Origin of the sequence: Kytococcus sedentarius, assembly GCF_041937525.1 — a bacterium.
Lineage (GTDB): Bacteria > Actinomycetota > Actinomycetes > Actinomycetales > Dermatophilaceae > Kytococcus > Kytococcus sedentarius_A.
In genome coordinates, this window is record NZ_CP169391.1 from 2540945 (window position 1) to 2562813 (window position 21869).

Sequence of the window (21869 nt, forward strand, 5' to 3'; positions counted from 1 at the left end):
CTGGGGGGCGGTTCACGGGCCGGTCCTCGGACCACGGGATGAGGCCGCCGGGGCCTGCGGCTTCCTACGGTGGCCCCATGGACGTGTGGAGCACTCAAGGGCTCACGAAGAGGTTCGGGAACTTCACCGCGGTGAACGACCTGAGTCTTTCGGTGGGAGAGGGAATCACCGGGGTGGTGGGGCACAACGGTGCGGGCAAGTCGACCCTCATTCGCATGCTCCTGGGGCTGGAGCCGCCCACCTCCGGGACGGCCGCCATCTTCGGCATCGACGCCACCCGCAACCCGCTGGAGGCGAGGGCCAGGGTCGGCTTCATGCCCGAGTACGACTGCATGCCCCCGGACGTCAGTGCGGCACAGTCGATCATGCACTTCGGTCGCGTCTCCGGCCTCCCGCGCGACATCGCCCGGGAGCGGGCGTCCGACGTGCTGCGGCACGTGGGTCTGGATGAGGCCCGCCACCGCCCGGTGGGCACCTACTCCACCGGCATGAAGCAGCGCGCCAAGCTGGCCCAGGCCCTGGTGCACGACCCGGACCTGATCATGCTCGACGAGCCCACCAACGGGCTCGACCCGGCGGGCCGCGACGAGATGTTGGAGCTCATCCAGCGCATCGGCCACGAGTTCGGCATCTCCGTCCTGGTCACCTCGCACCTGCTGGGTGAGCTGGAGCGCATCTGTGACCACGTGGTGGTCCTGGACGGGGGGCGGCTGGTCACCTCCTCCTCCATCTCGGAACTCACGGCCGACACCGGCGCCCTCGAGGTGGAGGTCATCGGTGCCGGCGACGAGTCCCCCGCACCGCAGCTCATCGCCGCCCTGCACTGTCAGGGCATCGAGGCCGGGCGCAGCGGCGGGATGGTCATCATCCCCGAGGCCTCGGACGCGGCACGCGCGGCCGTCGTGGAGCTCTGCGCCGCCAACGGGTGGGGCCTGTCCCGCATGACGGGCTCCCGGCACCAGCTCTCCGAGCTCTTCCTCGGTGAGGACCAGCACACCGAGGAGGCAGCATGAGCGCCACCGAGCGGCCGGACGCCACGGCGGCCGGAGCGACCGCGGCCGGGGAGGCCCAGCGGTCGGTCATCCACGACCTGGGCTACCGCGGTTATGACGGTGCCCGGTCGAGTCGGGGCGGGGTGCTGGGCTACCTGGTGCGCCAGGGGTACGCCTCGTGCTTCGGCGTGGGGCGCACCTGGAAGGGCAAGGTGATGCCCTGGGTGTGCGTGGGCCTGCTGTCCGCCCCGATGCTGATCGCTGCGGCCATCATGATCCTGATCCCCTTCGAGGGGGCCGAGCCGGTCTTCCACCCCGCGCGCGTCCCGTACGCCTTCTACACACTGGTGGTGCTGTTCGCGGCGGTCGCCGCGCCGGTCGTCTTCTCGGCCGACCTGCGCTCGCGCGCGATCGTGCACTACCTCTCGCGCCCACTCAGCCGCCGCGACTACGTCCTTGCCCGTCTGGCCGCGCTGGTGTTGGCGCTGTTCACCCTGCAGGCCATCGGCATCCTCATCGGCACGTTGGGGTGGTGGCTCGCCGGGGGGTCGCCCGGCACGGTCTGGGGGGCTGCCGCCGTCGGCGCCCTGGGCGCGCTGGGAGTGAGCACCTGTGTGGGAGTGATCTCGGGCCTCATCGCTGCTCTCACTCCCAAGCGGGGTGTGGCCACGGCAGTGGTCCTCGGGGTGCTGCTGGTGCTCAGCTCCGTGGTGGTGGCCGTCACCGAGTCCCTGCGCGCCACCGGCAACCAGCTCGGGATGCTCGCGCGCTGGACCCCGGCGCTCAGTCCCAGCACCGCGGTGGAGCGGGTCGTGAAGTGGGCCACGGGCAACCACGAGCTCACGGCCGCGCTCGACGACGCGACCGCCGCCGGGTTCCTGCTGCTCATCGTCGTCGGGTGCGCACTGGGTCTGGTGGCCCTCATGCGCCGCTACCGGAGGGTCAACTGATGGCAACGGTCAGCATCCAGGGTGCATCGCGCTGGTTCGGCAACGTGGTGGCGGTCAACGACGTCACGTTCGACCTCACGCCGGGCATCACCGGCCTGCTGGGCCCGAACGGCGCAGGCAAGTCCACCCTGATGGCGATGATCGCCGGCTTCGAGACCACCTCGGCCGGGTCGATCACGCTCGACGGACAGCCCGTGCGCGGCAACCCGTCGATCTATGCCCGCCTCGGCATGATGCCGGAGACGGAGTCCATGTACGACGAGCTGACCGGCCGGGAGTTCGTCACCGCCGTCGCACGTCTGCACAAGCTGCCCGACACCCGGGCCGCTGTCGCCCGCGCACTGCAGGTGGTGGATCTCGAGGACGCGGCGGACCGGCGCATCGGCAAGTACTCCAAGGGCATGCGGCAGCGCATCAAGATGGCCTCGGCCCTGGTGCACGAGCCGGAGGTGCTGCTGCTGGACGAGCCCTTCAACGGCATGGACCCCGGGCAGCGGGTGCGCCTGATGGGCACCCTCCACGAGTACGCCGAGCGCGGCGCCACCGTCCTGGTGAGCAGTCACATCCTGGAGGAGGTGCAGCAGCTGGCGGGCACCATCGAGGTGATGCTGGCGGGCCGCCATCTGGCCTCGGGCGACTTCCGCAGCCTGCGCCGGCTGATGACCAATCGCCCCCACCAGTACGAGATCGTTTCGTCCGACGACCGCCTGCTCGCCTCGGCGCTCATCGCCGACGAAGGGGCTGCGTCCGTGGCCCTGGCCCAGGGGCTGCAGGACCACGTGCAGGTGCAGGTCACCGACTTCGAGGCCTTCTCCCACCTGCTGCCGCAGGTGGCCCGGCGCCACGGCATCGCCCTGCACAGCGTGCGCCCCACCGACGAGTCGCTCGAGAGCGTCTTCGGCTACCTCGTGGAAGGACGGTGACCGCCATGACGATCGCCACCATGACCTGGCGCGCCCTGTCCCGCGGGTGGCGCCCCGCCCTGCTCATCGCGCTGCCGCTGGGTGGGCTGGCGCTGGCGCTCCTGCTCCGTGTCGCCGCCGGCGGTGTCGATGAGGTGATGGCCGACCAGATCGTCCGCGACCTCGCCACCGGGGTCATCGTGCCCCTGACGGCGCTGCTGGTGGCGGTCAACGGCATCGGCAACGAGGTGGACGACTCCTCGGTGCTGCACATCCTGGCCACCCCCACGTCACGTGGGTCGATCCTGGCCCAGAAGATGCTCGTCATCTGCGGTGTCGCCGCGGTGCTCGGAGCGCTGACCACAGGGGGGATGGCCGCCATCATGGGCTCCGACGAGCTGGCCGGCTGGGTGCTGGCCGGGGCGGTCTCGGGCGTGGCCTACGGCGCGGTGTTCACCGCCCTGAGCACCTGGGTGAAGCACGCCGTCATCATCGGCGCCCTCTACCTGGTGCTGTGGGAGGGGATGCTGATCGGCCTGGCGCCGCGCGCCCGTTTCCTGAGCCTCCACCACGGGGCACTCGCCGTGGCCGAGAAGGCCCGCGACGCCCGGGCGATGGTGGACCTCACGGACCTCAGCGCCACCGGCGGGGTGATGGTGCTGGGCATCGCGGTGGCCGGTGGCTTCCTGCTCGCGTGGTGGGCCCTGTCGCGGATGCGTCTGGCGAAGACTTCGTGACACCCTTCGGGGCATGAGCACACCCATGCCACCGGCTGAGTCCTCGCTGGTGGAGACCACCGGCTTCGAGGTGGTGGCCGAGTCCGAGCGCACCGGCAAGCCCTCGGACCTCTTCTGGCCCTGGTTCGCCGCCAACATCTCGGTCTTCGGCCTGTCCTACGGCACGTGGATCCTGGACTTCGGCATCAGCTTCCGGCAGGCCCTGCTGGTGGGCGTGCTGGGTGTGGTGGTCAGCTTCCTGCTCTGTGGCGTGGTGGCGCTCGCGGGCAAGCGGGGCTCGGCGCCCACCATGGCCCTCTCCCGGGCGCCCTTCGGCGTGCAGGGCAACAAGCTGCCGGGGGTCGTCTCCTGGCTGCTGTCCATCGGCTGGGAGACGGTGCTGGCCATCCTCGCCACCCTGGCCACGGCCACCATCGCCGAGCGCCTCGGATGGGGTGGCGGCACCGCCACCAAGATCGCGGCGGCCGTGGTGGTCTCCGCCCTCATCATCGCGGCGGCCGTGTTGGGCTACCGCGTGATCATGCGGCTGCAGTCCGTCCTCACCTGGCTCACCGGCGCCATCACCCTGCTCTACATCGTGCTCACCATCGACGAGGTGGACTTCACGGCCGTCCAGTCCATCGGGGACGGCAGCTCGCAGGCCATGATCGGCGCGTTCATCATGACCATGACCGGCTTCGGCCTGGGGTGGATCAACATCGCCAGCGACTGGTCGCGCTACCTGCCCCGGTCCACGCCGGGCGGCCAGGTGGTGCTGTGGAACACCCTCGGCGGTGCGTTGGCGCCGGCGGTCCTGGTGGTCTTCGGTCTGCTGCTGGCGGGATCGGACGAGGGCCTGCGCGCCGCCATCGCCGTCGACCCCATCGGGGCGCTGGCCGCGGCCCTGCCCACCTGGTTCCTCGTGCCCTTCCTGGTGGCCGCGGTGCTCAGCCTGGTCAGCGGCGCGGTGCTGGGCATCTACTCCTCCGGGCTCACCCTCCTCAGCCTGGGCGTCAGGATCCCGCGTCCGGCGGCGGCCGGCCTCGACGGCCTGATCCTCACGGCCGGCACCCTGTACGTGGTGTTCGTGGCCCAGGACTTCTTCGGCCCCTTCCAGGGCTTCCTCATCACGCTGGGTGTGCCCATCGCTGCCTGGGCGGGCATCCTCATCGCCGACATCCTGGTGCGCCGCAAGGACTACGACGAGGCCGCGTTGTTCGACCCTCGGGGCCGTTACGGCGCGGTGGCGTGGGGGCCGGTGCTGCTCATGCTCGTCGCCTCGGTGGTGGGCTGGGGCCTGGTCACCAACTCCTACGCCGAGTGGCTGGCCTGGCAGGGCTACCTGCTGGAGCCGCTGGGCCTGGGCGGCAAGGAGGGTGCCTGGGCGTGGTCCAACCTGGGTGTGCTGGTGGCGCTCGTGCTGGGCTTCGTGGGCTACCTGCTCATCGGCACCCCGCGCGTGCGGAAGCAGGAGGCCACCCAGTGAGCACCGACGACGTGACCCCCGAGCCCACCGACGCGCAGGCCGACGAGCGCGCCTTCGACGACGGGGCCGCAGCGATGGGGGTGGCGCCCGAGCCGTGGCTGGTGGTGATCGACCCACAGGCCATCTTCGCCAGCCCCGAGGCCAGCGAGTGGGGTTCGGCGATGTTCGCGGAGGTGGTCCCGACCATCCGCCGCCTGGTGGACGCCCACCCCGGGCGCGTGGTCATCACGCGCTTCGTGGCCGATGAGGAGCCCACCGGCTCGTGGGTGCCCTACTACCGCGAGTGGCCTTTCGCGCAGGTGCCGGACGCCGACCCGCTCTACGCCCTGGTGCCGGAGCTGGCGGACGTGGACGCCCTGGTGGTCACCGAGCCGACCTTCGGCAAGTGGCACGACATGCTGCAGGCCGTGGTGGGGGAGACCCCGCACCTGCGGCTGGCCGGCGTGGCCACGGACTGCTGCGTCATCGCCACCGCCCTGCCCGCCGCGGACGACGGCGCGTTCGTGGAGGTGGTCACCGACGCGTGCGCGGGCTCCACGCCCGCGAACCACGAGCTGGCGCTGCAGCAGATGGCGCTCTTCGCCCCGCAGATCACGCAGGTGACCTCCGGTGAGGTGCTGTCCGGCCGCTGACGCCGGTGCCGGTGGGATGATGGGTGGCAATGACCTCCGATGCTGCTCCTGACGCTGCCCCCGATGCCGTGACGACCGATGCCGCACCCGCCCCCCGGCCGGTGCGCCCCCTCATCGACCGGCTGCCGGCGAGCACGTCACCGGACGGGACGGACGTGCACGAGGCCTTCGTGCAGTGGGCCACCGACTCCGGCACCACGCTCTACCCGCACCAGGACGAGGCGGCCCTGGAGCTCGCGGCCGGCAGCAACGTCATCCTGGCCACCCCCACCGGCTCGGGGAAGTCGCTGGTGGGCGTGGCCGGTCACTTCGTGGCCCTCACCCAGGACAAGGTGTCGTTCTACACCGCGCCGCTGAAGGCCTTGGTGAGCGAGAAGTTCTTCGCCCTGGTGGACGTCTTCGGGGCCGAGAACGTCGGCATGATGACCGGCGACGCCGCCGTGAACCCCGACGCGCCCATCATCGCCTGCACCGCGGAGATCCTGGCCAACCTCGCCCTGCGGGAGGGGGCGGACGCGGACGTGGGCCTGGTGGTCATGGACGAGTTCCACTTCTACTCCGAGCCGGACCGCGGCTGGGCCTGGCAGGTGCCCCTGCTGGAGCTGCCGCAGGCCCAGTTCCTGCTCATGAGCGCCACCCTGGGGGACGTCTCGGCCTTCCAGGAGGACCTCACGCGCCGCACCGGCCGGCCCACCGCCGTGGTGGCCACCGCCGAGCGCCCGGTGCCGCTGAGCTTCGAGTGGCGCACCACCCCGCTGGAGGAGACGCTCGAGGAGCTGCTCACCACCCACCAGGCACCCGTCTACGTGGTGCACTTCTCGCAGAAGCAGGCGGTGGAGGGTGCGCTGGCACTGAGCGGCACCGTCAAGCTCACCCGCGAGCAGAAGGACCGCCTGTCCGAGCGATTGGCCGACGTGCGCTTCTCCGCGGGTTTCGGCAAGACGCTCAAGACCTTGCTGCGGCAGGGCATCGGGGTGCACCACGCCGGCATGCTGCCGCGCTACCGCCGCCTGGTGGAGCAGCTGGCGCAGGCCGGGCTGCTGCAGGTCATCGCCGGCACCGACACCCTGGGCGTGGGCATCAACGTCCCCATCCGCACGGTGCTGTTCACCGGGCTGGCCAAGTTCGACGGCACCCGCATGCGCATCCTCAAGGCCCGCGAGTTCCACCAGATCGCCGGCCGTGCCGGGCGCGCGGGCTTCGACACCTCCGGCCACGTGGTCGCCCAGGCGCCGCCACACGTCATCGAGAACCTGCGCGCCGAGGAGAAGGCGGGCGACGACCCGAAGAAGCGCCGCAAGCTGGTCAGGAAGCAGCCGCCGGAGGGTTTCGTCAGCTGGACCGAGGAGACCTTCACCAAGCTGGTCGGCGCCCAGCCCGAGCCGCTCGCCAGCCGCATGCGCGTCACGCACGGCACGCTGCTGAACGTCATCCAGCGCCCGGGGGCGCCCGGCGAGGCCTGGCGGACCATGCGGCGGCTGGTGGGTGACAACCACGAGACCCCCGCGGCGCGGCGCAAGCTTGCGCGTCGCAGCATCGAGCTCTACCGCGGCCTGCGCGATGCGGGTGTGGTCACCCAGGTGCGCGACGAGCACACCGGCGCCACCTCCATCCGGCTGGCCGAGGGGGTGGCCGACGACTTCGCCCTGAACCAGCCGCTGGCGCCCTTCGCCGTGGCCGCCATGGAGGTGCTCGACCCCGACGCGCCCACGCACGCCCTGGACGTCGTCAGCGTCATCGAGTCGGTGCTGGACGACCCGCGCCCGGTCCTGGTGCAGCAGCAGTTCAAGGCCCGCGGTGAGGCGGTCGCGGAGATGAAGGCCGACGGCATCGAGTACACCGAGCGGATGAACCGGCTGGAGGAGATCACCTGGCCCAAGCCGCTGGAGGAGCTGCTCGACGGCACCCTGGAGATCTACCGCCAGTCCCACCCGTGGGTCGCGTTCGAGGAGCTCTCGCCCAAGGCCGTGGTGCGCGACATGTTCGAGAAGGGCGCCTCGTTCGGCGAGTACGTGCGCTTCTACGATCTCGCCCGGGCCGAGGGGGTGCTGCTGCGCTACCTCTCGGACGCCTGGCGCACCCTGCGGCACACGGTGCCCGAGCACGCCCGCACCGAGGCGGTGGAGGAGATCATCGAGTGGCTCGGCGAGGTGGTGCGGCAGACCGACTCCTCACTGGTGGACGAGTGGACCCTGCTGGCCGGGGGAGAGGTGCCGGACCGTGAGGCCGCCGAGGTGCGCCCGGCCCACGGCGCGGTGGGGGTGACCGCCAACGAGAAGGCCTTTCGGGTGATGGTGCGCACCGCCATGTTCCGGCGGGTGGAGCTGGTGGCCTACGACCGGTACGCCCAGCTGGGCGAGCTGGAGGAGGCCGTGGCGCAGCTCTCGGAGCCGCCGGCGCGGGTGGTCATGGACGCCGCCGCCTGGGACGAGGCGCTCGCTGGTTACTACGACGAGTACGAGGACGTGGGCATCGGTCCCACGGCCCGGGCGGCGGCGCTGTTCCAGGTGGACACCGAGCCCGATGAGGCCACGCTCGACGCGCTGCCCGAAGGGGTGCTGACCGGGGAGCGCGCCTGGGTGGTGCAGCAGGTGATCGAGGACGCCCGCGGCGACCACGACTGGCGCATCACCGCGGTGGTCGACCTGGACGCGAGTGACGAGCTCGGCGAGGCCGTCGTGCGCGCGGTCGCGATGGGGCCCGCCGGGGGCGCGCTGTGAGCGAGCGCCCGCGCCGCCCGGCCTTCCGCACCGGCTGGCAGCTGGACCAGCAGGTGGGTGGGAACGACCCGGCCGATGAGGTGGAGCTCAGCCACACCACCGCGCAGGTCCTGGTGCACCGGGGGAGGGCCGCAGACGACCCGGAGGTCACGCGGCGCCTGGTGGAGCTCGTGGACGATCTGGGCCTGGATGCGCTCGCCCTGCTGTGGGCCGATCGACCGGCGCGCTCGCTGCCGGGGGTGCTGTGGCGCCTGTACGCCTTGCGCCAGTGGGTGGCCTCCCGCCCGGAGGAGGCGGCACGGGAGTACCGGGAGGGGGTGCTGGCGGCCGAGGTGTCGCACGCGGTGGCCGGTGTGGTCGACCCGCCGGGGCCGCGGGAGGTGCACGACCTGGTGGATGCGGTGCTGCACGGGGTGTACGCGGGGGACCTGGCGGTGGCCCTCGACCGCGCCGCGGCGTTCTGTCGCGTGGTGAGCGCCGGTCGGGGTGCGCAGGACAGCGCGGAGCCCGGTGATGCGGACGGCGGGAGCGGAGAGCAGGCGCGCGCCGCCCGCCGTGGCCTGGCGCTGCTGGACACGGCGGTCGACCTCTCGGCCGGGGCCACTCTCTGGAGGCAGGGGCAGCTCGTCTGAGCGTGCGGGAATGCCCTGCCGGGGCGTACCGTTGACGACCGAGCGCACCGACCCGTCGGTGGCCCCGGGCTCCACCCTTCGCCGCCACGAGCGGCCGCACGCCGAGAGGCGCTCCACGGGTCGGTGCGCTCTCCTGTGCCCGGCGGGAGTCGGGGCCCGGGACTCTGCCGGGGCCTTCAGCACCCGCGGAATACCGCGGATTTGTTGCTCACGTCACGCGATGCACGAGACCTTCCCCAAGTGTTCACCCCGCGTTCACCCAAAGTGGTCTGAAGTCCGATTCGCGGGACCTACGGTGGGGCATGCGGCCGAGCAGGGCCGCGGTCTGCAGCACCACTCGCAGCGGACCATCACCCCGAGCACCTCGTGAAAGGTCCCTCTCGTGAAGCTCAACCGCTTTGGTTCCGTGGTCGCCCTCGCGGCCGCCTCCTCGCTGACCCTCGCCGCCTGTGGCGAGTCCGAGGCCCCCTCCGACGAGAAGTCGTCCGACAGCCCCGCCGAGGAGTCGTCCGACGAGGAGTCCCCCGCCGAGTCCGAGTCCGGTGAGGGTGCCGAGTCCCCCGCCGAGTCCGAGTCCGGTGAGGGTGCCGAGTCCCCGTCCGGTGACGCCTCGGAGTCCGGTGAGGGCGCCGAGTCCCCGTCCGGTGACGACGCCGCGGCCGGTTCCTACCCCGCCTACGAGAAGACCGAGGGCCTCTCCGGCGACCTGAAGGGCGTGGGTTCCTCCGCCCAGGAGTCCGCCGTCAAGGCCTGGGTCGCTGGCTACAGCGAGGCCGGTTCGGGTGTGACCGTCAACTACGCGCCGGAGGGTTCCGGTGCCGGTGTCGAGCAGTTCCTCGGCAAGGCCACCCCGTGGGCCGGTTCCGACGTGCCGCTGGAGGACGAGGAGATGGAGAAGGCCAAGGAGGTGTGTGGCCCCGGCGGTGCGCTGAACCTGCCGGCCTACATCGCCCCGATCGCCATCCCCTTCAACGTCCCGGGCGTGGACGAGCTGAACCTCACGCCCGAGACCATGGCCAAGATCTTCAACGGCGACATCGAGAAGTGGAACGACGAGGCCATCGCCGCCGACAACGAGGGTGTCGAGCTGCCGGACGAGGAGATCACCGTGGTCTTCCGCTCCGACGAGTCGGGCACCACCGCCAACTTCCAGGACTACCTGACGGAGGCCGCCGGTGACGCGTGGCCGCACGAGTCCTCCAAGGAGTGGCCGGCCGACGGTGAGGGCGCCTCGAAGACCGCTGGTGTGGTCAACGTCGTCCAGAGCACCGAGTACACCATCGGCTACGCCGACGCCTCGGCCATCGGCGACCTGAAGTCCGCCAAGGTCGGCGTGGGCGGGGACTTCGTGGAGTACTCCCCGGAGGCCGCCGCCAAGGTGGTCGACGGCTCCGAGGTCATGGAGGGCCGCCCCGAGGGTGACCTGGCCATGGAGCTCAAGCGTGACGTCGAGGGCTCCTACCCGGTCGTCCTGGTGGCCTACGAGATCGTCTGCACCGAGTACGAGAACAAGGAGGACGCCGACAAGGTGAAGGACTTCCTCTCGTACGTCATCTCCGAGGAGGGCCAGCAGAAGGCCGCCGACGAGGCCGGCTCCGCCCCGATCAGTGGCGAGACCGCCACGAAGATCGCCAAGTCGCTGGAGCTCGTGAAGGCCAAGGGCTGACCGAGTTCCACACCCTGGTAAGGGGCCGCGCCCACGCGGGTGCGGTCCCTTCCGGCCGATTCCCGACCCCTAGGAGTTGACGATGGCAAGCCCCCACGGCCCGTCCGCCGACGGCGCCTCCCTCCTGTCCCCGGACTCCGGGGACCGCGTGCCGGACGCACCGGCTGCCCCGACGAAGGGCTCCAGCACCGGGCGCCTCGGAGACAAGATCTTCTCCGGCCTGTCCGTTGGCTCGGGAATCCTCATCGCCGTCACCCTCGCACTGGTGGCGCTCTTCCTGGTCCGCGAGGCCTGGCCGGCCCTGAAGCAGGCCGACGAGATCGGCGACGAGGGCTTCTGGATGCTCGCCGCCCACCTTCTGGGTGGCACGCTGCTGGCCTCCGCCATCGCGATGGTGATCGCCGTGCCGATCGCTGTCGGTATCGCCCTGTTCATCTCCCACTACGCGCCCCCGCGGCTCAGCAAGGCCATCGCGTTCGTGATCGACCTGCTCGCGGCCATCCCCTCGGTAATCTTCGGTCTGTGGGGCTACCTGACCTTCGCCCCCGTGCTCGTGCCCTTCTACGGGTGGCTCGAGGACAACCTCGGTTTCATCCCCTTGTTCGAGGACGCCTCCCGCACCGGGCGGGTGCTGCTCACCGCATCGATCGTCCTGGCGATCATGATCCTGCCGATCATCACCTCGGTGTCCCGCGACGTCTTCCAGCAGGTGCCCCGCGGGCACGAGGAGGCCTCCCTGGCGCTGGGCGCCACCAAGTGGGAGATGATCAAGCAGGCCGTCCTGCCCTTCGGATGGCCCGGCGTCATCGGTGGCGCCATGCTCGGGCTCGGTCGCGCGCTCGGGGAGACCATGGCCGTGGCCATGATCCTGGCGCCCAAGGACGAGTTCCAGTGGAACATCATCGGCAGCGGCAACTTCCCCATCCCGGCGTACATCGCCCTGAACTTCCCGGACGCCACCGGTCTCAAGGTGAGCACCCTCATCGCCCTGGGTCTGGTGCTCTTCGTGCTGACCCTGGCCGTGAACCTCGTGGCCCGCGCGATCGTCGAGCGGAGGAGCTGACATGACCCTCTCCCCAGTCCAGGCGGACCACGGCCCCACGCACGAGGCCGATCGCGGTCCGGACATGCCGGAGCTGCAGCGCAACACCATCCACCCCGCCTCCAAGACGCTCTGGATCGGCCTGCTGGCCGCCAGCGCGGTGGTGGGCGGCCTCATCACCTGGTTGATCGGGTGGAACATCGCCCTGTTCGTCGTCATCACGACGGCGGTGTTCCTGCTCGCCACGTACATCGGCTACCGCGTCACCGCGGGCCACCGGCAGGGCGCCGACCAGGTGATCCGCTCCCTCATCTACATCGCCTTCGCCCTGGCCGTGATCCCGCTGATCTGGCTGCTGTGGACCGTGGTCGCCAACGGCCTGCCCCCGTTGCTGTCCAACCTGCACGTCCTGAACCAGGACATGTACCCGATCTCCGGTGGTGTGGACGAGGCGCGGGTGAAGGAGGGCTCCGCCATCGTCGGTGGTGTGAAGCACGCCCTCATAGGCACCGTCCTGATGACCTTGATCGCCTCGATCATCTCCATCCCGGTGGGGCTCATGGCCGCCATCTACCTGGTGGAGTACGGCGCCAACGGGTGGTTCAGCAAGACCCTCCGCTTCCTGGTGGACGTCATGACCGGCATCCCCTCGATCGTCGCGGGCCTGTTCGCCTACGCGCTGTTCTCCTGGATCCTCGGGCCGGGCACGAAGTTCGGCTTCGCGGGAGCCATCGCGCTGTGCGTGCTGATGATCCCCATCGTGGTGCGCAACTCCGAGGAGATGCTGCGTGTGGTCTCCCGTGACCTGCGCGAGTCCGCGTTGGCGCTCGGCGTGCCCAAGTGGCGGGTGATCACCAAGATCGTGCTGCCCACGGCCGTGTCGGGCCTCATGTCCTCGGTGTTCCTCGGCGTGGCTCGGGTCATCGGTGAGACCGCCCCGCTGCTCGTGGCCGCCGGGTACAACGCCGCGACGAACTGGAACCCCTTCGAGGGCCCCATGAACTCCCTGGCCTTCTACGCCTACCAGCTGTTCCAGTACCCCCTGAACGGCGGATATCCTGAGGTGAGCAACGAGCGATCCTGGATCGCCGTGTTCATCCTCGTGATGCTCGTGCTCATCCTGAACCTGATTGCCCGGCTCGTCGCCGCCGCCCTGGCGCCGAAGAAGAGCTGACCTCCGAGGAGTGTGTTGATGTCCAAGCGCATCGAGATCAAGGACCTGAACGTCTACTACACCGACTTCCTGGCGGTCGAGGGCGTCGACATGGTCATCGAGCCCCGCACCGTGACGGCCTTCATCGGCTCGTCCGGCTGTGGCAAGTCCACCGTGCTGCGCACGCTGAACCGCATGCACGAGGTGATCCCCGGGGCCCACGTCAAGGGCAACGTGCTCATGGACGGCGAGCCGCTGTACGGCAAGAACATCGACCCGGTCGAGGTGCGCCGTCAGGTGGGCATGGTCTTCCAGAAGCCCAACCCCTTCCCGACCATGTCCATCCGCGAGAACGTGCTGGCCGGGGTGACGCTGAACGCCCGCAAGCTGGGCAAGCGCGACTCCGACGACCTGGTGGAGGCCTCCCTGCGCGGTGCCAACCTCTGGAACGAGGTGAAGGACCGTCTGGACAAGCCGGGCGCCAGCCTCTCCGGTGGTCAGCAGCAGCGTCTGTGCATCGCCCGCGCCGTGGCCGTGCAGCCCGACGTGCTGCTCATGGACGAGCCCTGCTCGGCCCTCGACCCCATCTCGACCCTGGCCGTGGAGGACCTCATCCACGAGCTCAAGGAGAAGTACACGGTCGTGATCGTGACGCACAACATGCAGCAGGCCACGCGCGTGTCCGACAAGACCGCCTTCTTCAACATCGAGGGCACCGGCAAGCCCGGCCACCTCATCGAGTACGGCGAGACCAAGCAGATCTTCGAGAACCCGACCCACCAGGAGACCGAGGACTACGTGTCCGGTCGCTTCGGCTGAGCGTTTCTCCACCGCAAAGCCCTGCTCCCCGCTTCTCGACAGTTCACTGCGAGAGGCGGGGAGCAGTGCGTTGAGCAGCAGGTGGTTGCGTGAGGAGGCGGCGTGCGATGAGGTGGGTCATGAGAGTTTCACTCCAGCGGACCTGCGTCGTGGCGGTGATGGTGGGACTGACCGCGGCCGGATGCGGGGACAGCAGCGACGACCAGGCGGGGGGTGCTGACACTTCGCCCTCCTTGGCCCAGGGCAGTTCGCCGGCATCCTCGCCCCCGTCCACGTCCCCCTCGCCCTCGCCATCGCCCCCGCCATCGACTGGGCGCGACATCGAGGCGTCCGGGCCCAGCTATCGGGACCTGGAGGACGCCAGTACCCGATCCACGAGTGCTGGGGCGATCCGGGCGACAGTGCTGCGCCAGATCAGGACCACGGACCGTCTCGATCCTGCGCAGGAAGGCGCGCCGGCGCTGGAGTACGAGCTGTGGGAGGTGAGGGTCGAGGACGCCCCCGGGGCCGACGAGGTGCCCAGGTCCTTGGTGGTCGCCCAGGTGGCGAACACAGCCGACCAGAGCATCGACGCTCCCGGCCCCCTGGTGCAGGAGGGCGACCGGGGAGTGCTCGTCCTGGGGACGGCGATGTCGGAGGAGTGGGTCCACCCCGACTTCGGCTGGGTGTACTACCCGGTGGCGTTCTACGAGGAGGAGGGGAGTGGTCAGCTGCGCGACCGGGCCACCGAGCGCGTGGCTGCCGCCGGTCCTCAGGGTCAGTCGGTCGACGAGGTGCTGCGCGAGGCCAACCAGGGCGTGACCTTCCACGCGTCGCCCCTGACCGGCTGAGGGGCACGTCGGCCGGCTCGGAACGCCGGAGGCCCCCACCACATCGGACGATGCGGTGGGGGCCTCCGGGTGGTGCGGGGGGGGTGTCAGCCCTTGTTCTTCAGCTGGGCGAGACGTGCCTCCACCTCGGCGGACTTGCCGGAGTCCTCGAGCTGCTCGAACTGGCCCTCCAGGGTGGCGGCCTGCGCCTCCTGGCGACCCTGCACCATGGCCTCCTGACGGCGGACCTTCTCCTCGAAGCGGCCCAGCTCGCTGGAGGGGTCGAGGATGGAGATGGACCCCATCGCGTCGGAGACCTGCTGCTGCGCGTCGGCGGTGCGGGAGCGCGCCACCAGCGAGTCGCGGCGGGACTTCAGCTCGTCCAGCTTGGAGCGCATCTCCACCAGACCCTGCTTCAGGGTCTCCACGGTCTGGCGCTGCTGGGTGATCATCGGCTCGGCCGTGTTGGCGTCGTTCTCGAAGCCGATCTGCTTCTCCAGCGCCGCCTTGGCGAGGTTGTCGAACTTGTCCGCCTCAGCGGTCTGGCCGGCGCCGCGCAGGCGGTCGGCCTCGGAGGAGGCGGCAGCGGCCTTGCGACCCCAGTCCTGTGCCACCTGCTGGTCCTGCTCCAGGTCCTGCTCGGCCATGCGCAGGCTGGCGATGGTCTGGGCCACCGCCTCCTCGGCATCGGCGATGGCGTTGGTGTAGTCGCGCACCATCTGGTCGAGCATCTTCTCCGGGTCCTCGGCGCGGTCGAGGATGGCGTTGATGTTGGCCCGGGCCAAGGTGCTGATGCGCCCGATGATCGTCTGCTTCTGAACCATGACGTGTGTCCTCTCCTGCCGCACCCTGCGGCGTTCGTTCACTCGGTGTCAGTCTGTCTGGTGCGGCGCCGCAGCGCCAGTGCTCTCTCGCCGGGGGTGCCGCGCGTCCGGGCAGGGGGACGATGGGGTGAGCCCGCCACCGTCGCCGGGTCCGGTCAGAAGCGCCCGCCGCCGCCGAAGCCGCCACCGCCGCCACCGAAGCCGCCACCACCGCCGAAGCCGCCACCGCCGCCTCCGAACCCGCCGCCGCCGAAGCCGCCGCCGCCCCCGCCGAAGCCGCCGGAGAGGATGCCTCCCAGCACCAGGGAGCCCAGGTCGATGCCCCCGTAGGAGCCACCGCGCGGCCCGTACCCACCGCCGTATCCGCCACCGGGGCCGAAGGGTCCCTGCTGCAGGTCGTCCTCGGCGTCGCGCCGGGCGGACTCGATGAGGCGTTCGGCCTGGTCGAGCAGCTCCATGGCCGCCCGCGGGTCGGTCTGCAGGCGGTCCTCGGCGGCGTCGAGCAGGCGGCCGGCCTCGGAGATCTCGGTGCGGGCCCGGCTGCCCACCGAGCCACGACGGGTGCGGATGAACTCGTCCACGCTGGCGTGGGCCGCGCGGAGCCGGGCCAGCCGCTGCCCGGCGGACCCGGACACCTTCTGCCGGTGCTCGTCCGCGCTGCGGGCCGGCTCCAGGGCCGCGTCGATGGCGTCCTCGGCCGCCTCCAGCTCGGCCAGCGCTGCCAGCGGGTCCCCGCCGGAGCGGCTGGACTCGGCGGTGGCGATGGCCTGCTGCGCGCGCTGCACCAGGGGTGCCAGGGCGCTGTCACCGGGGCGCAGCCGCTCCGCATCGGCGATGTCCTGGGAGATGGAGCCGATGGCGCGCGCGAGCTCCTGCTGGGAGTTCTCGAGCGTCTGGCGGGCGCCGTCCACGGCATCGAGCAGGTCGGCGGCCTGCCCCAGCGCGTCCTCACCGGTGCGGGCCGCGGTCACCGCGGTGCGCTGGTCGCCCGTGCCGAGCGCCTTCTGTCCGTTGGTCGAGCTCTGGCGGGCCGAGGCGATGAGGCGCTCGGACTGCTCGATGTTTCCCGCCACCGTGGTGAGGCTGCTGGGGGAGTAGCTCACCTCCAGGGCGCGGAGCTGCTCGCGGGCACCCGGCAGGCGCGCCTCGAGCTCGTCGGCGCGGCGGGCGATCTGCTGCAGCACCTCGGGCGCGCGGGCCTCCAGGTCACGCAGCCGCTCGAACTTCTCGCCCTGGGCCTCCAGGGTGGCCAGGGCCTCCCCGGCGAGCACGGTGATCTGCTCCAGCTCCTCGCGCAGCGCCTCCTCCGGGGCGCCCTCGCGCAGGGCGTCGTCCACGCGCTGCTTGAGGGCGAACGCCTCGGAGGCCTTGCCCCGGGCCACCTGGACGGCGTGGGTGAACTCCTGGGTGGCCTGCTCGCCGAACTGGGCGCGGGAGTAGCGCACCTCCTCGTCGGAGGAGCGGACGGCGTCGTCCACCTGCACCAGCAGCTCGGCGGCGCGACGCTCCAGCTGCTCGGGCGAAGCGCCGGGGGCGCCACCGGCCGCGGTCTGCGGGGCGTTCTGGCTGCGGCGCGAGGACCGGCCGATGTTGCGCACCAGGAAGAACCCGCCGATGAGGAAGGGCACCGCGAGCAGCCACACGGGGAAGCCGTTGCCCGGGCCTGCGCCGGTCCCGGTCCCTCCACCGGAGTTCCCTGCGGCCACGTCGTCGAATCCCTCCACCGCCGCGCTGACCGCCCCCGACCAGTCGTCCCGGCCCAGGGCGGGCTCCACGTAGTCGGTCTCGATGCGGGCGCCCTGCTCCTGGGAGACGGTGCCCGTGCCGCCCCACATGCCGTAGCGCCGCTGGTCCACCGCGACGGCGAGCAGGGCGTCGTTGCTGCCCAGCCCGGATTCCTCGAAGGTCTGCTGCGCCCAGGTCTCACCGTTGACCTCCTGGCCCGAGGAGTCGGTGAAGCTGTCCACGTAGACCACGAAGAGCTGCACCCCGTGGTCGTCGCGGAGCTCCTGGAGCTCGTCGTTCAGCGCGGCCTCGTCGGCGAGCACGTCGGCCTCGTCCACCAGCTGCTCGGGCAGGTTCATCGGCGGTGTGGCCGGCAGGGCCACCGGGGAGCCGGCCACCACGTGGGCCGTGACCGGGCCGGTCGGTGTGGCCAGGCGGGCGGGGGCATCGGCCGCCGTGGCACCGGTGGCCGGCAGGAGCACCAGGGAGCCGGCCACGAGGGCGCCGGCCAGTCGGGGTGCGGTCCGGGCACCGTGCAGGGGGGTGAACGCGGTCAGGAGACGCAGTCGGGGAGCCACACCCGTGATCCTCACCGAGGCGGGCTGCCGATGCAACACTCCGGACCGGTCGTCGGCGGTGCCGCCTACCCTTGGGGCGTGCCCGATGCCGTGACCCCCCGTGACGAGAAGACGCCCACCCCCGAGTCCCCGCGCCCTGACGCCGCGCGTGACGCGGCCGACCTGCCGCCCCTGTCCGGTCTGCTCGAGCAGGTGCGGGCCGAGCCCTCGCTGGCCCGGATGCTCCAGATCCACCAGCGGGGCGACCTCGACGTGGACCTCACCGCGGTGGCTGGCGTGCGGCCCTGGGCCACGGCGGTCCTGGCCCGGGAGCTCGAGCCGCAGGGCGGTGTGGTCCTCGTGGCCACCGCCACCGGGCGGGAGGCCGAGGACCTCGCGGCCAGCCTGCGCTCGCTGCTGCCGCCGGAGAGCGTGGCGGTCTTCCCCAGCTGGGAGACGCTCCCGCACGAGCGGTTGAGCCCGCGGAGCGACACCGTCGGTCAGCGGCTGGCGGTCCTCCGCCGGCTCGCGCACCCCGGCCAGTCGGACCACGACGGTCCGCTGCGCGTGGTGGTCTCCGCGGTCCGATCGCTCCTGCAGCCCCTGCCCACCGGGCTGGGGGACCTGGAGCCGGTGGCGATCCGTCCCGGTGAGTCGCGTGACCCGGAGGAACTGGTCCAGGCCCTGGTGGCAGCGGCCTACACCCGCACCGACCTGGTGGAGAAGCGCGGCGAGTTCGCCGTCCGCGGCGGGATCGTCGATGTCTTCCCGCCCACCGAGGACCACCCCCTGCGCGTGGAGTTCTGGGGCGACGAGGTGGAGGAGGTGCGCTGGTTCCGGGTGGCCGACCAGCGGTCCCTCGAGATCGCGCCCGGTGGGCTCTGGGCGCCGCCCTGCCGCGAGCTGCTCCTCACCCCCACCGTCCAGGAGCGCGCTGCGGGGCTCGTCCAGGAGCTGCCGGGAGTGGCAGACATGCTCGAGTCCGTCGCTGCCGGGGTGGCGGTCGAGGGCATGGAGTCGCTCACCCCGGTGCTGGTGGACGGCATGGAGACCCTGCTGGACGTGCTGCCCGGGGGTTCCCGGCTGTTGGTCAGCGACCCCGAGCGCCTGCGCCGCCGCGCCGCGGACCTGGTGAGCACCTCCCAGGAGTTCCTCACCGCGGGCTGGTCCTCGGCGGCCGCCGGCGGGCAGGTGCCGGTGGACCTCGCGAGCGCCCTGGGCGAGGGGGCCTACCGGGAGCTGTCCGAGGTGCGGGAGCATGCGCTGCAGACCGGGGTCGGCTGGTGGGCCCTGTCGCCCTTCGCGCCGGACCTCGACACGGTCGACGACGACGCCACGCACCTGCGCCTGGACGCCGTCGAGGTGCCCGCCTACCGCGGGGAGCCGGAGCGGGCCATCGAGGACGTGCGGGCCGCGCTCGCGGCCGGGCAGCGCGTCGTGCTGCTCACGGACGGGCCGGGTCTGGCGAAGCGCCTGGTGGAGGTGTTCGGCGAGCACGAGGTGGGCGCCCGGCTGGTGCTGGCACCCGAGGCCGAGGCCCCCGGCGCCCTCGCCGAGATCTGCACGGCGTCCTGGGGGCCGGGGGTGAGCCTGCCGGGCGTCGGTGCCGGGCTCACCATCGTCTCCGAGCAGGACCTCACGGGGCAGGCCGTCAAGGGCTCCACCAAGGACATGCGGCGCATGCCCTCGCGCCGCCGCAAGATGGTGGACCCCCTGCAGCTCAACCCGGGCGACTTCATCGTCCACGAGCAGCACGGGGTGGGGCGCTTCATCGAGATGGTGCAGCGCACCGTGGGCGGCGCCACCCGTGAGTACCTGGTGGTGGAGTACGCCTCCTCCAAGCGGGGCCAGCCGGCCGACCGGCTGTTCGTGCCCACCGACCAGCTCGACCAGATCACCCGGTACGTCGGTGGCGAGGCGCCCTCCCTGAACCGGCTGGGCGGGGCGGACTGGTCCAAGACCAAGTCGAAGGCACGCAAGCACGTCAAGCAGATCGCCAATGAGCTCATCCAGCTCTACTCGGCACGCATGGCCACGCAGGGGCACGCCTTCGGGCCGGACTCGCCCTGGCAGCGGGAGCTCGAGGACGCCTTCGCGTACGTGGAGACGCCGGACCAGCTCTCCACCATCGATGAGGTGAAGGGAGACATGGAGAAGTCGGTGCCCATGGACCGGCTCATCTGTGGCGACGTCGGCTACGGCAAGACGGAGATCGCGGTGCGCGCCGCGTTCAAGGCCATCCAGGACTCCAAGCAGGTGGCCGTGCTCGTGCCCACCACCCTGCTGGTCCAGCAGCACCTGCAGACCTTCTCCGAGCGCTACGCCCAGTTCCCGGTCACGGTGCGGGCCCTCTCGCGCTTCACCTCCGATGCCGACGCCGAGGCCACCATCGAGGGCCTGCGCGACGGCTCGGTGGACCTGGTCATCGGCACACACCGGCTGCTGTCCTCCTCGGTGCGCTTCAAGGACCTGGGGCTGGTCATCATCGATGAGGAGCAGCGCTTCGGTGTGGAGCACAAGGAGCAGCTCAAGACGCTGCGCACCGCGGTGGACGTGCTGGCCATGTCCGCGACCCCCATCCCGCGCACGCTCGAGATGGCCGTCACCGGCATCCGCGAGATGTCCACCCTGGCCACCCCGCCGGAGGAGCGGCACCCGGTGCTCACCTACGTGGGCGCGTACGAGGAGAAGCAGATCGCTGCGGCCATCCACCGTGAGCTGCTCCGGGAGGGGCAGGTCTTCTACGTGCACAACAAGGTGGCCAGCATCGACAAGGTGGCCTCCCGCCTGCGCGAGCTGGTGCCCGAGGCCCGGGTGGAGGTCGCCCACGGTCAGATGGGGGAGCACCGGCTGGAGCAGGTGGTCACCGACTTCTGGGAGCGCAGGTTCGACGTGCTGGTCTCCACCACCATCGTGGAGACCGGGCTGGACATCGCGAACGCGAACACCCTGATCCTGGACCGGGCCGACACCTTCGGGCTCTCCCAGCTGCACCAGCTGCGCGGGCGGGTGGGCCGTGGGCGGGAGCGGGCCTACGCCTACTTCCTGTACCCGCCGGAGAAGCCGCTCACCGAGACCGCGCACGACCGGCTGCGCACCATCGCCAGCCACACCGACCTGGGTGCCGGCATGCAGGTGGCCATGAAGGACCTGGAGATCCGCGGCGCCGGCAACCTGCTGGGCGGCGAGCAGTCCGGCCACATCGCCGGCGTGGGCTTCGACCTGTACGTCCGCATGGTCGGCGAGGCCGTGGCCCGGGCCAAGGAGGGCGGTGGCGAGGACGAGGAGCCGGCGGAGGTCAAGGTGGAGCTCCCGGTGGACGCCCACCTGCCGCACGACTACGTGCCCGGGGAGCGCCTGCGCCTGGAGGTCTACAAGAAGCTCGCCGCCGTCAAGGACGATGCGGAGCTGACCGACATCGTCGCCGAGGTCACCGACCGCTACGGCAACCCGCCGCAGCCGGTGCAGGCCCTGTTCGAGGTGGCACGCCTGCGCACCCTGGCCCGCCGGGCAGGGGTCAGCGACATCTCGGCGATGGGCTCCAAGATCCGCTTCGCCCGCGTGGAGCTCAAGGAGAGCCAGGAGCTCCGTCTGCTGCGCCTGTACCCGGGCACGGTCGTCAAGCCCGCCCTGGGCGCGGTCCTGGTGCCGATGCCGAAGACCGCCAAGGTGGGTGGCCAGCCGCTGCGTGACGCCGAGGTGCTCGAGTGGGCCTCGCAGCTGCTGCGCGCGGTGCTGCTGGACGACATCGCGGCAGCCGGCGCAGCGGCAGGGGCCGGCCGGTGACGGGCGGCGAGGGGCGTCTGGCGGGCGACGAGACCCGGCCGGGGGAGTCCCTGGCCCGGGTCGTCGAGCTCATGGCCCAGCTCCACGGTGAACAGGGCTGCCCCTGGCACCGGGAGCAGACCCACGCCTCGCTGGCCCCGTACGTGCTGGAGGAGGCCGAGGAAGTGCACGAGGCGATCGCCGACGGCGACCCCGCCCACCTGGCCGAGGAGCTGGGCGACCTGCTGTGGCAGGTGGTCGTGCACGCCCAGCTGGCCTCCCGGGCGGGGGAGTTCACCATCGACGACGTGGTGGCCGAGCTGGAGGCCAAGATCCTGCGTCGCCACCCGCACGTCTTCGACCCCGAGGTGCCCTCGGTGGCCACGGCCGCGGAGGTGTACCCGATCTACCGGGCCGCGAAGGCCCGGGAGAAGGCCGAGCGCGCACGGCACGGAGCACCCCGACGCCCCCAGTAGGCT

17 protein-coding genes are annotated in these 21869 nt (G+C 71.4%); 15 read left to right on the forward strand and 2 right to left on the reverse strand.

Annotated elements, in window-relative coordinates; genetic code table 11:
- Positions 1-77: 77 nt before the first annotated feature.
- The 13 genes from ACEY2A_RS12015 to ACEY2A_RS12075 all read left to right on the forward strand — a co-directional run bounded on the left by ACEY2A_RS12015 (position 78) and on the right by ACEY2A_RS12075 (position 14540).
- Positions 78-1013 (forward strand): ABC transporter ATP-binding protein, encoded by a 936-nt coding sequence (locus tag ACEY2A_RS12015; protein ID WP_374928811.1) that lies wholly within the window; start codon positions 78-80, stop codon positions 1011-1013.
- Positions 1010-1942, forward strand: coding sequence for an ABC transporter permease subunit (locus ACEY2A_RS12020; protein ID WP_374928812.1), 933 nt, complete (start codon positions 1010-1012; stop codon positions 1940-1942). Before ACEY2A_RS12015 ends, ACEY2A_RS12020 begins: the two co-directional genes overlap by 4 nt.
- The gene (locus ACEY2A_RS12025; protein ID WP_374928813.1) at positions 1942-2865 is read left to right on the forward strand and encodes an ABC transporter ATP-binding protein; all 924 of its coding nucleotides are present in this window, start codon (positions 1942-1944) and stop codon (positions 2863-2865) included. Before ACEY2A_RS12020 ends, ACEY2A_RS12025 begins: the two co-directional genes overlap by 1 nt.
- Positions 2866-2870: 5 nt before the next feature.
- Complete coding sequence (locus tag ACEY2A_RS12030) at positions 2871-3581, forward strand: hypothetical protein (RefSeq protein WP_374928814.1); 711 nt, start codon at positions 2871-2873, stop codon at positions 3579-3581.
- Between the two features lie 13 nt (positions 3582-3594).
- Positions 3595-5046 carry a purine-cytosine permease family protein gene (locus ACEY2A_RS12035; protein ID WP_374928815.1) on the forward strand — a complete coding sequence of 484 codons (1452 nt, stop codon included), beginning with the start codon at positions 3595-3597 and terminating at the stop codon, positions 5044-5046.
- Positions 5043-5678, forward strand: a complete 636-nt coding sequence (locus ACEY2A_RS12040) for a cysteine hydrolase family protein (protein WP_374928816.1) — start codon at positions 5043-5045, stop codon at positions 5676-5678. Before ACEY2A_RS12035 ends, ACEY2A_RS12040 begins: the two co-directional genes overlap by 4 nt.
- A gap of 29 nt (positions 5679-5707) precedes the next feature.
- Entirely contained in the window at positions 5708-8398 is a 2691-nt protein-coding gene (locus ACEY2A_RS12045; RefSeq protein ID WP_374928817.1) for a DEAD/DEAH box helicase, read from the forward strand.
- Positions 8395-9030, forward strand: a complete 636-nt coding sequence (locus ACEY2A_RS12050) for a hypothetical protein (RefSeq protein WP_374928818.1) — start codon at positions 8395-8397, stop codon at positions 9028-9030. The genes ACEY2A_RS12045 and ACEY2A_RS12050 overlap by 4 nt, the downstream gene beginning before the upstream one ends.
- A gap of 382 nt (positions 9031-9412) precedes the next feature.
- Positions 9413-10696 (forward strand): phosphate ABC transporter substrate-binding protein PstS, encoded by a 1284-nt coding sequence (gene pstS / locus ACEY2A_RS12055; protein ID WP_374928819.1) that lies wholly within the window; start codon positions 9413-9415, stop codon positions 10694-10696.
- A gap of 82 nt (positions 10697-10778) precedes the next feature.
- Positions 10779-11759, forward strand: coding sequence for a phosphate ABC transporter permease subunit PstC (pstC, locus tag ACEY2A_RS12060; RefSeq protein ID WP_374928820.1), 981 nt, complete (start codon positions 10779-10781; stop codon positions 11757-11759).
- A gap of 1 nt (position 11760) precedes the next feature.
- The gene (gene pstA, locus ACEY2A_RS12065; RefSeq protein WP_374928821.1) at positions 11761-12912 is read left to right on the forward strand and encodes a phosphate ABC transporter permease PstA; all 1152 of its coding nucleotides are present in this window, start codon (positions 11761-11763) and stop codon (positions 12910-12912) included.
- Between the two features lie 18 nt (positions 12913-12930).
- Entirely contained in the window at positions 12931-13710 is a 780-nt protein-coding gene (gene pstB / locus ACEY2A_RS12070; protein WP_374928822.1) for a phosphate ABC transporter ATP-binding protein PstB, read from the forward strand.
- 401 nt (positions 13711-14111) lie between these two features.
- Positions 14112-14540 carry a hypothetical protein gene (locus ACEY2A_RS12075; protein WP_374928823.1) on the forward strand — a complete coding sequence of 143 codons (429 nt, stop codon included), beginning with the start codon at positions 14112-14114 and terminating at the stop codon, positions 14538-14540.
- Positions 14541-14626: 86 nt separating this feature from the next.
- On the opposite strand, the gene ACEY2A_RS12080 is transcribed toward ACEY2A_RS12075, so the two are convergent.
- Positions 14627-15343 carry a PspA/IM30 family protein gene (locus ACEY2A_RS12080; RefSeq protein ID WP_374928824.1) on the reverse strand — a complete coding sequence of 239 codons (717 nt, stop codon included), beginning with the start codon at positions 15341-15343 and terminating at the stop codon, positions 14627-14629.
- A 155-nt stretch (positions 15344-15498) separates the two neighbouring features.
- Positions 15499-17646, reverse strand: a complete 2148-nt coding sequence (locus tag ACEY2A_RS12085) for a TPM domain-containing protein (RefSeq protein WP_374928825.1) — start codon at positions 17644-17646, stop codon at positions 15499-15501.
- A gap of 219 nt (positions 17647-17865) precedes the next feature.
- On the opposite strand from ACEY2A_RS12085, the gene mfd reads away from it, so the two are divergent.
- Positions 17866-21411 carry a transcription-repair coupling factor gene (gene mfd / locus ACEY2A_RS12090; protein WP_374930002.1) on the forward strand — a complete coding sequence of 1182 codons (3546 nt, stop codon included), beginning with the start codon at positions 17866-17868 and terminating at the stop codon, positions 21409-21411.
- Complete coding sequence (locus ACEY2A_RS12095) at positions 21408-21866, forward strand: MazG nucleotide pyrophosphohydrolase domain-containing protein (protein WP_374928826.1); 459 nt, start codon at positions 21408-21410, stop codon at positions 21864-21866. The genes mfd and ACEY2A_RS12095 overlap by 4 nt, the downstream gene beginning before the upstream one ends.
- Positions 21867-21869 lie beyond the last annotated feature (3 nt).

Excerpts from the sequence above, each read along its gene's own strand:
- pstA (WP_374928821.1), top strand. The coding sequence starts at position 11,761 with ATGACCCTCTCCCCAGTCCAGGCGGACCACGGCCCCACGCACGAGGCC.
- mfd (WP_374930002.1), top strand. The coding sequence starts at position 17,866 with ATGCTCCAGATCCACCAGCGGGGCGACCTCGACGTGGACCTCACCGCG.
- ACEY2A_RS12030 (WP_374928814.1), top strand. The coding sequence starts at position 2,871 with ATGACGATCGCCACCATGACCTGGCGCGCCCTGTCCCGCGGGTGGCGC.
- ACEY2A_RS12080 (WP_374928824.1), bottom strand. The coding sequence starts at position 15,343 with ATGGTTCAGAAGCAGACGATCATCGGGCGCATCAGCACCTTGGCCCGG.
- ACEY2A_RS12020 (WP_374928812.1), top strand. The coding sequence starts at position 1,010 with ATGAGCGCCACCGAGCGGCCGGACGCCACGGCGGCCGGAGCGACCGCG.
- ACEY2A_RS12015 (WP_374928811.1), top strand. The coding sequence starts at position 78 with ATGGACGTGTGGAGCACTCAAGGGCTCACGAAGAGGTTCGGGAACTTC.
- ACEY2A_RS12035 (WP_374928815.1), top strand. The coding sequence starts at position 3,595 with ATGAGCACACCCATGCCACCGGCTGAGTCCTCGCTGGTGGAGACCACC.
- ACEY2A_RS12045 (WP_374928817.1), top strand. The coding sequence starts at position 5,708 with ATGACCTCCGATGCTGCTCCTGACGCTGCCCCCGATGCCGTGACGACC.
- pstC (WP_374928820.1), top strand. The coding sequence starts at position 10,779 with ATGGCAAGCCCCCACGGCCCGTCCGCCGACGGCGCCTCCCTCCTGTCC.
- ACEY2A_RS12025 (WP_374928813.1), top strand. The coding sequence starts at position 1,942 with ATGGCAACGGTCAGCATCCAGGGTGCATCGCGCTGGTTCGGCAACGTG.
- pstB (WP_374928822.1), top strand. The coding sequence starts at position 12,931 with ATGTCCAAGCGCATCGAGATCAAGGACCTGAACGTCTACTACACCGAC.